The 12,387-nt window shown below is 36.0% G+C and carries 11 protein-coding genes; 6 read left to right on the forward strand and 5 right to left on the reverse strand.

Annotated features, from left to right (window positions below; all coding sequences use genetic code 11):
- Positions 1-380: 380 nt before the first annotated feature.
- Complete coding sequence (locus tag ABD692_RS04405) at positions 381-1,688, forward strand: peptidoglycan DD-metalloendopeptidase family protein (RefSeq protein WP_344765271.1); 1,308 nt, start codon at positions 381-383, stop codon at positions 1,686-1,688.
- 287 nt (positions 1,689-1,975) lie between these two features.
- Here the strand turns inward: ABD692_RS04405 and ABD692_RS04410 are convergent, their stop codons facing one another.
- From ABD692_RS04410 to ABD692_RS04425, 4 genes are all read right to left on the reverse strand, one after another.
- On the reverse strand, positions 1,976-2,185 hold the full coding sequence (locus tag ABD692_RS04410) for a YtxH domain-containing protein (protein ID WP_316763213.1): 210 nt from the start codon (positions 2,183-2,185) through the stop codon (positions 1,976-1,978).
- Between the two features lie 140 nt (positions 2,186-2,325).
- Complete coding sequence (locus tag ABD692_RS04415) at positions 2,326-2,571, reverse strand: DUF3253 domain-containing protein (protein WP_344765276.1); 246 nt, start codon at positions 2,569-2,571, stop codon at positions 2,326-2,328.
- Positions 2,572-3,166: 595 nt separating this feature from the next.
- On the reverse strand, positions 3,167-4,393 hold the full coding sequence (locus tag ABD692_RS04420) for a cation:proton antiporter (protein WP_344765278.1): 1,227 nt from the start codon (positions 4,391-4,393) through the stop codon (positions 3,167-3,169).
- Between the two features lie 284 nt (positions 4,394-4,677).
- A complete protein-coding gene (locus ABD692_RS04425) occupies positions 4,678-5,139 on the reverse strand; it encodes a PA2169 family four-helix-bundle protein (RefSeq protein WP_344765280.1) in 462 nt (153 codons plus the stop codon).
- 251 nt (positions 5,140-5,390) lie between these two features.
- Between ABD692_RS04425 and ABD692_RS04430 the strand changes: the two genes are divergently transcribed.
- The 4 genes from ABD692_RS04430 to ABD692_RS04445 all read left to right on the forward strand — a co-directional run bounded on the left by ABD692_RS04430 (position 5,391) and on the right by ABD692_RS04445 (position 9,693).
- Positions 5,391-5,600: a hypothetical protein gene (locus ABD692_RS04430; protein ID WP_316763222.1), complete on the forward strand. Its 210-nt coding sequence runs from the start codon at positions 5,391-5,393 to the stop codon at positions 5,598-5,600.
- Positions 5,601-5,739: 139 nt separating this feature from the next.
- The gene (locus tag ABD692_RS04435; RefSeq protein ID WP_344765283.1) at positions 5,740-6,846 is read left to right on the forward strand and encodes a fatty acid desaturase family protein; all 1,107 of its coding nucleotides are present in this window, start codon (positions 5,740-5,742) and stop codon (positions 6,844-6,846) included.
- Positions 6,847-6,910: 64 nt separating this feature from the next.
- A complete protein-coding gene (locus ABD692_RS04440; RefSeq protein ID WP_344765285.1) occupies positions 6,911-8,401 on the forward strand; it encodes a gluconokinase in 1,491 nt (496 codons plus the stop codon).
- A 2-nt stretch (positions 8,402-8,403) separates the two neighbouring features.
- Positions 8,404-9,693, forward strand: coding sequence for a gluconate:H+ symporter (locus ABD692_RS04445; RefSeq protein WP_344765287.1), 1,290 nt, complete (start codon positions 8,404-8,406; stop codon positions 9,691-9,693).
- Between the two features lie 9 nt (positions 9,694-9,702).
- Here ABD692_RS04445 and ABD692_RS04450 read toward each other — a convergent pair whose 3' ends face one another.
- Complete coding sequence (locus tag ABD692_RS04450) at positions 9,703-10,905, reverse strand: GAF domain-containing sensor histidine kinase (RefSeq protein ID WP_344765289.1); 1,203 nt, start codon at positions 10,903-10,905, stop codon at positions 9,703-9,705.
- 273 nt (positions 10,906-11,178) lie between these two features.
- Between ABD692_RS04450 and ABD692_RS04455 the strand changes: the two genes are divergently transcribed.
- Positions 11,179-12,369, forward strand: a complete 1,191-nt coding sequence (locus tag ABD692_RS04455) for a glycosyltransferase family 87 protein (RefSeq protein WP_344765291.1) — start codon at positions 11,179-11,181, stop codon at positions 12,367-12,369.
- Positions 12,370-12,387: the final 18 nt, after the last annotated feature.

The following is a 12,387-nucleotide window of genomic DNA, read 5'->3' on the forward strand; positions in this document are numbered from 1 at the left end:
TGGAGATTTACAAAGTTGTCAAATGTGTTCTTCCTCGACTTTTTGATATTTAACTTAACGAATAGTGATCACCAAAAAATCCAGTGTAGTTTATCATCTCACCCACTTTATTTCTGTTTGTAGCAGCAGCTGTGGTTAAGGTGACCAAGACCTGCAGATACCTTATTGCAAGTACAAAGGATTAAGAAGATCTCATACTGATAAAAGCAGGTTGAGCTGTTCCACGGAAACAATTAATCCTTTGCGGATTTCACATATTTGTTATCAGATTAATTACAAAACAACAACTTGAGATTTATGTTGTTCCCTAAAAGCACTAATTTAATGGTAATCAGATAGCTCTGTAAACTGCCTGTTCTACACACTCTTTTAAAAAAAACATGAAGATAAATTCCATACTAGCTGTATGCCTTTACACAACCATGCTTTACTCCTGTAAGTCGGGCTCAATGAATCTCTTTAAACCATCCTCTCCGCATGAAATTTATCAAAGAAAATTGATAGCAGCTGGCCTGGATAGATCTAATCTTGGACTTTCCTGGATAAATTCATCCCTAACAAGCAACGACAAAGCGCTCAATATTAGCATTCCATATAAAGAAACAGGTTATTTCCCAGCAGATAAAACACCATCTCATTTTTACAAATTTGCGGCTGTAAAAGGTCAGAAAATATCTATTTCGTTAGATAAAAAGTCAGCAAACACATCCCCTATTTACCTGGATGTTTGGGAAATAAAAGAAACTAAGATTTCAAATCATATTGCATCAGCTGACACGCTGGGTTCTGTTCTGGAACTGGATATAAAAGATTCGGGCGCTTATCTTTTAAGGATACAACCTGAATTGCTTCAAAGCTGGGGATATACGTTGGAGATCACTTCAGGCCCATCATTAGGATTCCCCACCAAAACAGGAGGTAATAATATTAAGAGTTATTGGGGCGACGGAAGGGAAAACAATTTACGTAAGCATGAGGGAGTGGATATTTTTGGTTCCTTCAGAAGCCCAGTGCTTGCAACCAGTGATGGACGGGTAACGCGTGTAAATGAAAATAAACTTGGTGGAAAGGTAATTTGGTTTAAACCAAAAGGGAAAGATTATACTTTGTATTATGCACACCTGGACGAGCAGATTGCAATTGAAGGGCAGGAGTTTTTAGCGGGTGAGACCCTTGGATTAATGGGCAATACTGGCAATGCAAAATCTACACCAACTCATCTACACTTTGGCATTTACTCATCCAGCGGTGCAATTGACCCTTTTCCATTCATAAATCCTAATCTTAAAGTACCTGCTAACATTTCAGCACCACTATCTAATTTAAATAAAACCTTAAGAACCAAATCAGATCAGATTTTAAAAGGGACATCTGCTCAAAATTCTAATCGTGATTTACCAAAAGGTACAATTGTTAAGATAAGTGCAGCATCAGGAAACGGCTATAGAGTCATTTTACCCGATGGAGCTGTTGGATTTTTAAACAGTAGCAATTTAATTTCAGTTTCCAGTCCTATTAGCACGCTTAAACTTTCAGCAAAACAACTCAAACTCTATGATGAGCCCGATACGCTTGCTGCAGTAAAAATGAATTTACAGCAAGCCAGTATTGTCAACTTGTTAGGAAGTTTCGAAGGCTTTCATTTAATAAGTCTTGATGAAGACCGATTTGGATGGATAAAACAGTAGTGCAGGTGAAGAGATTTTATTTAGGCTATCTCGGCTAGTTGCGTTCGTGCGCCGTTAACTACCCCAAGCTAAGTTGAGTTAATTTTTGAGCACATAATCAAAAAAACCAGCCCCTAAACTGAAAAACTAGGTAAATAAATCCAACCCATATTACCTCCATTTCCCAGCAAATATGCAGTTGCTCAGGGATTCAGCATTTCAAAAAAGCCCAATCTACCTTTAGCTATCTTAGAATAGCTATTAATGCTTAAGAGTTAATATTCACTTTCGCGGGTACTCATTGCATATTATACTTGAGGAATTCTTCCATCCTTAATATCTGCAGTCACTTCCTTAGCTTTATCCAACCATTCAGGAGCCTGTTCTTTAATTTGATCTAACTTTGAAATGCCGAGTGCATTTTTTTTTGTTAAATACTTTATTCCCTCATACAGCGCAATACCAACGATTGCATTTTTTATAAACCCCATATCTTCAAATCTTTTATGTCTATTCAACACAATTCGACTAGGTTTAGTTTTGATTATTTTAAGGCTAAGACCTAAATATATTTTCAATAAAAAAATAAAAAGTCAAAAATTTTTCACCAGAGTTTATGATGAACGAAAGATAAATATTTTATGTATAGCGATGAAAGTCAAAGTAACTTAATGCGAACAGGACCTTTGATATGATCGATATCAACAGGTTTGCTTTTTTGAGTTATGAGCACGCGTCCGTCATGATGCAACTGTATAGCTTCATTAACCACATCTTTCATATGGTTTCGCCAATCATTGGGAAAGAGCATACGAGCAATTTCAGATGGACAGGTACTTTTTTGACTGCCACGCTGCGTTGCTATACGCAAAATGGCAGCTTGTATATCTAATGACGGCTTCATGCAGTCATTAACAAATTAAGATCATTATTGCTTTATATATTATCTTATAGATCTGTTATTGAATTCTAGTCTGTCATCAAGTCGATAGTTTTATATACTAAAGTAACAACCCCATCCGGTGGGAATTCAAGTAAGAATAGTATAGATATAAGTTCTGTTCTTTAAGACAGAAATATCGCCTTACCACAATAAGCAATTTAGTCTAATAACCACAAAGCAGCAGTTTAACCAATTCTGAGTTTGCACCGAGATGGCTAAACTTGTATGTTAGGACACTTTGAAATTGTAAAACTGGGTCTAAATAATTCAAAATTTATCCTACCCCATACTGTTCTCTAGTCCGCGATAAATGTCTGCTTAATCAGAAGCGGAACTTATACTGCTTGAATCTTTCAAAATTTTAAGATAATTAAACCATCAAAAAAATGATCAATTGATTATTGGGAAATTCAAAATAATTTGAACTCGGCGTTCATATTAATTATGGGGAAGGATCAAGTAGATCCGCCCTGAAATTAAAAACCCAAAACATTGCAGCAAATAATTATTGAATAGGTTATTGCTTATTGCATAAACAAAACATCCCCAGAATGTCTTAAGTCTTGGTTAGTTTTTTCATCACCCTGGTTGCTGTGAATCCATGGATGATAATGGACAATAAAATAGCGAAAGCACCTATCGCCCAAATTCTATCTTGATATTTGAAATCAAATTCACTGAAAGCGAAAGATAGGTAAAAAACAGTCCCTACCCCCCTTATGCCAAAAAAGCTGATTCCAAGTTTTTCATGAAAAGAAATTTTTGTGGCACTCAGGGTCAAAAGACCAGAAACAGGTCGGATGAAAAACATAAAAAATAGTACAAAACCAGCCATTTTCCAATCCAAAGGTGCTAAAATACCCCTGGCGAGCATTCCACCAAACAAAATTAATAGCACGCTAACCAGCATCCGTTCAATCTGATCACTGAAGGAATGTAACTCGGTATGGTAAGCATTTCCCTTTTCATAATGACGAAGTGATATTGCACAAATAAAAACAGCTATAAATCCGTAGCCGCTCATGAACTCTGTAAGGCTATAAACAATCAATGTGGCAGAAATCGCGACTAGTCCATCACGTGTTTGTAGGAGTTCATATTTGTTTGACAATTTGAAAATAATAAATCCTATGAACCTTCCTAGAAGATAGCCAGAAATGAGACCAATTATAATGCGGTATACCACGTCAAAGGTGAACCATTGACCAATTAATCCGTGCGCACTAGTGGTAGTAACAAGCCCTACAGTAATAGCAAGCCAAACAAATGGAAAGGCCATGCCATCATTCAAACCAGCCTCTGCAGTTAATGAAAATCTTGTTTCAGATTTAATTGTTTCATTTGGCGGCGCTACCTGAACATCAGCTGCCAATACTGGATCAGTTGGTGCTAAACATGCCCCCAGAAGAATTGCAGAGGCTAATCCCAAACTTAAAAAATAATAGCCAATAAAAACGCTAAAAGCTATACTTAAAATCATGGTGATCGTAACCAGTTTAAGTGGAATACCCCAGCTTTTTATGGAAAAGGGCCTGTCAATTTTGATACCTGCACCCATCAAGGATATGATTACTACAAGCTCGGTAAAATGCAAACTAATTTCTGGATGATGTGCGGGCAAAGGGTCAGGAAGTTCTTGTGGAAACAAACTATAGACTATGAGTCCAATTAAAACGTAAAATATGGAATAAGAAATCCTTGTATAGGAAGATATTTTTGGCATCCAAGACATGCTGAAGGATGCCAAGCCGATCAGCATTAGTATTAGGATATATTGATTCATGTTAAGGTTAGCATGAATTAAATACAAAGATTTGGACTTTTAGTTTCTCCATATTGGATTTAAGCGAAGTCCATGCTGAAATACATTGACTATTCCTGCCAGAGGTTAAATCTCGAAAGGAAAGACTTGTAATAAAAATTAATCTTTTTCTTAAGTGAAAGCTTATCGCTATTCATTTAAAAACATTAAAAAAATATTTATTTCGTTGATAAGGTCTATATTGAAAAAGCCTATTTCATAGATTTATCCATGAAACAGGCTTTTTATTTAACAATGCATCTATCTTAAAGCGCTTTTTGGGCGTCTCTTAATGCTTTAATCGTATCGTGACCAGTACTAACACCATCCTGTTGTTTCAATAAAACTTCTCTTACTTCAGTTCCAAGATCATTGTGCTGCAATGCATCTCTATACGCTTTTTTGATTGCGTCCTCCCCGCGTTCACACTCCGCCAATATACTGTGTCGATCGTTTCCGCCGAAACTTGCTTTAACATCAATCCATGCTCTATGAAGGGTACCAAGTATGGTGTTGCCATCATCTGGACTATCACCATTTTTGCCAACTAAGCCAGCAAGTTGTATCGAATTTTCTCTGCTATCAGAAGCAAATTTTTCGAAAATTGCCTTCAAATCAATATTTTCAGGCTGAAGGTCTGAGGATGCACGATCAAATCCATCCGCTCTATCATTATTAATCTCGATTAGATCATTTAAAACCTGCACGATGTTTTCTTGAGTTTCCATAGTTTTATATTTATTATGAAAACACTTTTTTTTCACGAAATGTTTGCGCCCAATTTAATTTACGTCACTTTTGACGGAATGCCATTTAGATAAGCAATTCTTTGTTATCTCGGTTGTATACTGTTAGTTGATGATCGCAATATCCATGCAAAACGAATAATCCATTATTTTTTCTAACTGTTAACTAAGCAGTTACAATTTTATAACAAAAAGCGTTTAAAACGCGAGGGAAAACACTTTAATTTTGCAGTATGGCAAATCAAAACATTAGCAAATTATTGCAAAATAAAATTGAATCATTAAAATCAGAAGTTGAACACGCACAGGCAGAATTAAAAAAATGGGAAATTATGTTAGATGAATATGCTGCTCAGCCAGAAAAATTTGAGTTAATAGCAACCCTATTAACAAATGAAAATTTGGAGGCTAAGAAGGCAAAGAGGAAAATAACAACAGGATAATTTTAACATTGCTTAACAGAAATATCATTTAAAAGTCAGTTTTTAAATCCTATATTTGGGTTTTACCGTATCTATACTTAAATGCATCTGCGCGAGAGTATCTGTAAATTAACAGTGTCTCCACACAGATGAATAAAGTATGAGCAAAAAACTAAAATTCTGCAACGCAGGCCGGTCTGGATTCTATGCTGCAGTACGTGGCGAGGTTGATGATTATTTTTTAACCGAGAAAATTTCTCCCCATGCCAATTTTGCCATGTGGCTAAAAACAGCCTTTTTTTTATCGATTTATATCGCTTTATATTTTGTAATTCTTTTATCTGGGTTTAGCTGGCCTATTTTGTTAATCTTAGCATCGTTACTCGGTGCATTTGGTGCATTTGTTGGCTTTAATATTTGTCACGATGCCATACATAAATCTTTGTCCCCAAATAATACTGTAAATAGCAGCTTTAGTTATGTTTTTAATCTTTTAGGTGCAAGTCCGTATGTCTGGAATATTTGCCATAACATTGTCCATCACACTTATACCAATATTGCAGGGCATGATGAAGATATTGATGTTGCTCCTGGTTTGATTCGCTTTTCCCCATTGGAAACTGTTAACAAAGTTCAGCGTTACCAGCATTTTTATGCTTTTGTTCTTTATAGTTTTGCTATGCTTTCCTGGGTTTTCCGCAAGGATTATAAAAAGTTTTTCCAAAAGAAGATTGGAGAGCATAAGAACAATCACTCGAAATCTGCTTACTTCAACCTTTTTTTTAATAAAGCCATTTACTACTTTTTGTTTCTTGTCTTGCCAATTTTTGTAATTGATATTCCATGGTGGCAATTTCTATTAGGTTTTTTAGTTATGCAGCTTTCTCAAGGCCTTATACTTGGGTTGGTTTTTCAACTGGCACATGTGGTAGAGGGTACTGATTTCCCACAGCCAAATGAACAGGGTAATATTGAAGAAGCATGGGCAGAACATCAGTTGAGAACGACTGCAAATTTTGCAGGAAGCAGTAAAATAGCCGCATTCTTTTGCGGAGGATTAAACAGACAAATTGAACATCATCTTTTTCCTAAAGTCTGCCATATACATTATCCAGCTATCGCTAAAATTGTAAAAGCAACTGCTTTAAGATATAATTTACCATACATCGAAAACAAAACTTTTGGCGATGCACTAAGTTCTCATTATCGAATGTTGAGAAAGTTGGGCAGAGATACTTATCGCATTGACCCACTTATAAACCGTTAGCCTTGTCGTAAATAATATTTCGTTTTTCTACTCAAAAGCCTAAATTGCAATTTAAACCTATTGCATGAAATATTTAATCGGCGTTGATATTGGAACAGGCAGCACAAAAGCCGTTGCATTAAATTTACAGTATCAACCGATAGCAGTAAGCCAGTTTTACTATCCAACGGAAACTACAAAACCAGGTTATAGCGAACAAAATCCTGAATTAATATGGGATGCTTTTATCAAGTGCTTAAATGAGTTAAAGGGTAACTTAAATGCCGACCCTTTGAGCATTGGTTTAAGTTCTGCCATGCATAGTTTAATACTTATAGATGAAGCAGGAAATCCTTTAGCCCCAATGATGACCTGGGCCGACAACAGAAGTACGGAAGAAGCCAAAAATCTTTTAGCATCAGAAAAAGGAAAGCTTATTTACCAGGCAACTGGAACGCCAATACATTCCATGTCGCCAATCACCAAACTCATTTGGCTAAAAAAACACGATACAGAATTATTCCATAAAAGCTCGAAATTTATCTCGATAAAAGAATATATCTGGTTCAAATTATTTGGAACATTTAAAATAGATTATTCTCTTGCATCTGCCACAGGTTTATTTAATATTCATAGTTTATCATGGAATACAGATTCTTTGATACTTGCAGGCATTACTGCTGAAAACTTATCGATACCCGTTCAAACAAGTTATCAAAGTTCGGCATTGATCGATGCTTCAAAAAAATCGCTTAATAATTTAAATAGCACGTTTGTAATTGGTGCGAGCGATGGGTGTTTAGCAAATTTAGGCAGCGATGCTACAGCAAAAGGTATTGCAGCAATTACCATTGGTACCAGCGGAGCTTTGCGTTTGGCAAGCCCAAATCCAATATTTAATCCTGATGGAATGACCTTTAACTACATTCTTGACGAAAAAACCTTTATATGCGGAGGGCCAGTTAATAATGGCGGTATAGCATTACAATGGCTTCTAAGAAACATTTTTAATAAGCCAGAGCTTAAAAGCGAAGACTATGAACAGCTTTTTGAAGATGTAAAAGGCACGGAAGCGGGTAGCAAGGGTTTAATTTTTTTGCCTTATTTAACTGGCGAGCGTGCACCTTTGTGGGATAGTGAAAGTTGCGGCACCTTTTTTGGACTTAACCTGCAACATAATCAGAAGCATTTGGCTAGAGCCGTTATTGAGGGGATTTGTTATTCGCTTAATGATGTTATGAAAGCTGTTGAAGAGCATACTGAACCGATTACACAGATAAATGTTAGTGGTGGTTTTGTGCATTCAAAAATATGGATGCAAATTTTGGCTGATATAACGGGTAAGCGCATTGTACTCGTTTTAGAGGAGGACGCCTCCGCAGTTGGCGCTGCTTATCTTGCAGCAAAAGCAACTGGCCTTAGTCACCAATATCCTTCGTCCACAAACACAACAGCAGAAATCATTTGGCCAAATTTGAGCAATCATCAAATTTACCAAAGAAATTTCCCCATATTTAAACAGCTGTACAGTAATCTCAAAGAGACGATGCATCAGCTTTATCACCTCAACTTGTAATTATGTCTTTATTAATTGTGCTTGCCGGCATTCTTTTGCTTTTTATTATGATTATTAAAAAGCTAAATCCAATGATTGCACTGCTTTTGGTTGCCATTATTACGGGCTTGTTTTTAGGCATGCCTGTAGCGAAAGTAATGACTGCGGTAAGTAATGGCATTGGCAGTACCTTAGGTAGTATGGTAATGGTTTTGGCATTAGGCGCAATGATGGGAAAACTAATTGAGGACAGTGGTTCGGCTAAAAAAATTGTATTTATTCTGATTAAACTGTTCGGGCAGAAAAACATTCAATGGGCAGTACTTTTAACGGGCTTATTAGTTGGTATTCCACTTTTTTACAATGCAGGATTTGTTGTTTTAATACCACTCGTATTTGCAGTTGCTTCGGCCACTGGTTTACCAAAATTATATATAGGTATACCTATGGCTGCCGCTTTATCGGTTACACATGGTTTTTTACCTCCTCATCCTGGTCCTGTAGCCTTAGCCGCAATTTTTCATGCAAATATTGGTAAAACATTGATTTACGGATTGGCGCTTAGTATTCCAATCGCAATTATTGCTGGCGTTTATTTCCCCCGATTAATTATAAAACGAGAAATTTCAATATCTAACACTGGATTTACTTTGATTGAAGAAGAGCATTTGCCTAATGCAGGAAAGAGCTTTTTCACTGCACTATTACCTGTTCTATTAATTATGGCGGGCACCATTGGCACAGCTTTTACTAATCCTTATGCTTTAAAACCCATTTTTACCTTTTTGGCCGATCCAACCGCAGCACTTTTAATTGCAGTTGTTATTACCATTTTCGTTCAAGATAAAACCATTGAAAAAACAATGGAATCGTGTATTGAAGGTGTAAAAAGTATCGCAATGATTATTTTGATTATAGCGGCTGGTGGCGCATTCAAACAAATTTTGGTCGATAGCGGTGTTGGCGAAACCGTTAAGGCGCTTACCGCAGGATTAAATTTATCGCCACTTTTTCTGGCGTGGCTTATTACAGCCTCGCTTCGGGTAACACTTGGTTCTGCAACTGTTGCCGCTTTAACGGCATCGGGAATTGTTCTCCCCTTTATTGGAGTTGGCGCATCGCCAGAATTAATGGTTTTATCTGTTGGAGCAGGCAGTTTAATGTTTTCTCATGTTAATGACACAGGTTTCTGGATGTTTAAAGAGTACTTCGGCCTTAGTTTAAAACAAACTTTTAAAACCTGGACTATGATGGAAAGTATAGTTTCTGTGCTTGGTTTATTAGGCGTTCTATTGATTAATCAATTTGTTTAAAAGCTTAAACTAATATAAAGGTATCGTAATTTCAAAGTTCGTACCCCAACCCTCTTCGGATGTAATTTCCATTTGACCTTTTAAGCTTTTAACATCACCAATTACCATTGGCAAGCCTAAACCATAACCACGTTCACCAAACGTACCTTCAGATGATTCCAGCTCGCCGAGCATTATCTTATCAATGGCGGCTTGTTTCAAACCATTCCCGTTGTCCGAAACATTAATTTTCAAAAACATTTGTCTATCAGGAATTTCAAGTTCTAACTTTACAGTAACCGTTCCATAATCAGAACTAAATTTTATCGCATTTGAGATCAGGTTTCCTGCAATCTGCATTAATTTTTCTTTAGAGAAACTGACGTCTTGATGCATTGAACCCATGGTAACTTTAAAGAAAATATTTTTTGCCTTGGCCTGAGGCATATATAATTTTTCTAGTTTATCTTTAAAAATAGTGATATCAAAAGCATCTCCTGCAATAACCTTCTCTTGCAATAAAATTTCTTCAGTGAGTTCTAGAACAGTCTTCGCACTTTTATCTATCATAAAAACGTAATCCATTAAATCTTCAAATCGATTTTTATCACCATTTCTACGAACAATATCTATAATTCCAGTAACGCCTGACAGGGGTCCGCGAATATCATGAGCTGCTTTCCGCTGATTCTTTTTAGCTTCATCGAGCTCAAGCCTTATTTTTTGCAAAAGTTTGAGGTTGATCAACTTATCGACCACTTCCTTTGCTAACAACTTTAAAAGCTCAATTTTATCAACAGTTAAAGTTTTTGCTGTTTGATCTAAAACACATAGTGCCCCAATGTTATGTCCGCCTGGCGTCCTAAGCGGTACCCCGAAATAATATCTGAGGTTTAGTGGGCTTTTAACATAAAAAAAATCTTTAGAACGAACATCTAGAGAAAGATCGCTGATTTCGAAATGATCGTTTCCTGCAATAGTATATTGACAGATAGATTCTTCTCTCGGCATTTGATCTAATTCCAAACCATAATTTGAAACTGACCACTGCGTAAAGGAATCGATAAGGTTAACTAATGAAATGTTACTCCCTGAAATTTTTGCTGCTAATCTTGTAATATTTGCAAAATCACTCTGGAGGTCGGTAAAGTCGGGATCGAATTCCGATAATTCAAGTAATCGCTCTGCTTCATTTGTCGGCATAGGACGAATGTGATTTGTCGTAGAAGTCATAAATTATTTTTTCTGAAGGGAGCGTTAGCCAATTTATAACTTTTGATTATGATAAAGAAATTGAAGTTTCGAAATAGGTTAATGTTGCGACGATTAGCTGACAAAGGATCTTAAATTAAGCCATCAAATATAATCACTAAACCAAATTTGCAGGTAAAAACATTACAACTTAAAGGAATGAGAATTTAGTAAAGAATTCATTTGCAAAATTTGGAATATTAAATTTTTGGCCTATTATTGTGTAATAATAATATTACAATTCATCCCATTATTGTGACTAACCAAACTAATCATTTTGCCCCAAAGTTTTACGAAGATAAGCGCTTTGTATTTATATTATGGATTTGTGTAACTTTAATATTTGTAATTGACTCGTGGGTTACCAATCGATTAAATAACTACCTGATTTTTGAAAACACTTTCAGAAACCTCCTGCATCAGCAATCTTTTTATGCAGCCTATCCCGATTTTCATGAAGATGCAAATCATTATGGCCCTATTTTCAGTTTAATTATTGCTCCTTTTGCAGCACTGCCCAATTCTATTGGCTTACTCTTCTGGAATCTTTTTAATTGTGTTTTTTTATTTAAAGCCGTTCAAACTTTACCCGTAAGTCAAAAAGATCGTCTAATTTTTTGCTACATCGCCATCCCTTGTTTAATCGAATCGATGTTAAATCAACAGTTTAATGCTGCTGCAGGCGCATTGATTATATTAAATTATACTCAGCTGAATAAGTCGAAGGGGTTCTTTTCAGCCATGTTTATGGTACTGGGCGTTTTCGTTAAACTCTATGGTATCGTTGGTTTAGCTTTTTTCTTTTTTTGTAAAGATAAGCCTCGTTATATTTTATATTCACTTTTTTGGGCGCTGGTATTTTTCACTCTACCAATGCTTTTATCTTCTCCCCTTTTCGTAACAGAATCCTATTTTGATTGGTTCGCTTCCTTAATGGAAAAAAATGCAACAAATGTTTCTGGCGTTGGTATAGACATGTCTATTATGGGCTTTTTCAGAGAGATTTTTCGAACACAAAATTTAACGAACTCTATTTGCATTGCTATTGGGGCTTTAATGTTTCTCATTCCCTATATCAATTATAAGTTTTATCAAAAGAAAAGGTTTCAGCTTCTAATTCTTTCTTCTGCTTTATTATTTCCAGTATTATTTAGCACTGGTGCAGAAGATTGTACTTTCATTATATCTATAGCGGGTGTCGGGATCTGGTATGTGCTAGAGAAAAACAAATTGCTTAAAAACATCCTGCTTCCTGTTTTATTGATTACAGCCTGCGATTTCCCTTTACTTTTCTTTCCAGAATTTTCGAAGAGCCATCGCATTATGTTATCGATGCTTAGCTTTCCTTACTTTTTAGTGTGGATACGTGTTTTGTACAACGCTTACCGATACAAAGCCATATTTGTCGAGAAGGAAGAACACATAAGTACGCCTATGCTTGCGTAAACAACATTTAATTGAAGC

The organism is Pedobacter ginsengiterrae (assembly GCF_039537385.1).
Lineage (GTDB): Bacteria > Bacteroidota > Bacteroidia > Sphingobacteriales > Sphingobacteriaceae > Pedobacter > Pedobacter ginsengiterrae.

Bases quoted from the DNA above. Each gene is read 5' to 3' on its own strand.
- ABD692_RS04405 (WP_344765271.1), top strand. From the start codon at position 381: ATGAAGATAAATTCCATACTAGCTGTATGCCTTTACACAACCATGCTT.
- ABD692_RS04415 (WP_344765276.1), bottom strand. From the start codon at position 2,571: ATGAAGCCGTCATTAGATATACAAGCTGCCATTTTGCGTATAGCAACG.
- ABD692_RS04420 (WP_344765278.1), bottom strand. From the start codon at position 4,393: ATGAATCAATATATCCTAATACTAATGCTGATCGGCTTGGCATCCTTC.
- ABD692_RS04425 (WP_344765280.1), bottom strand. From the start codon at position 5,139: ATGGAAACTCAAGAAAACATCGTGCAGGTTTTAAATGATCTAATCGAG.
- ABD692_RS04430 (WP_316763222.1), top strand. From the start codon at position 5,391: ATGGCAAATCAAAACATTAGCAAATTATTGCAAAATAAAATTGAATCA.
- ABD692_RS04435 (WP_344765283.1), top strand. From the start codon at position 5,740: ATGAGCAAAAAACTAAAATTCTGCAACGCAGGCCGGTCTGGATTCTAT.
- ABD692_RS04440 (WP_344765285.1), top strand. From the start codon at position 6,911: ATGAAATATTTAATCGGCGTTGATATTGGAACAGGCAGCACAAAAGCC.
- ABD692_RS04445 (WP_344765287.1), top strand. From the start codon at position 8,404: ATGTCTTTATTAATTGTGCTTGCCGGCATTCTTTTGCTTTTTATTATG.
- ABD692_RS04450 (WP_344765289.1), bottom strand. From the start codon at position 10,905: ATGACTTCTACGACAAATCACATTCGTCCTATGCCGACAAATGAAGCA.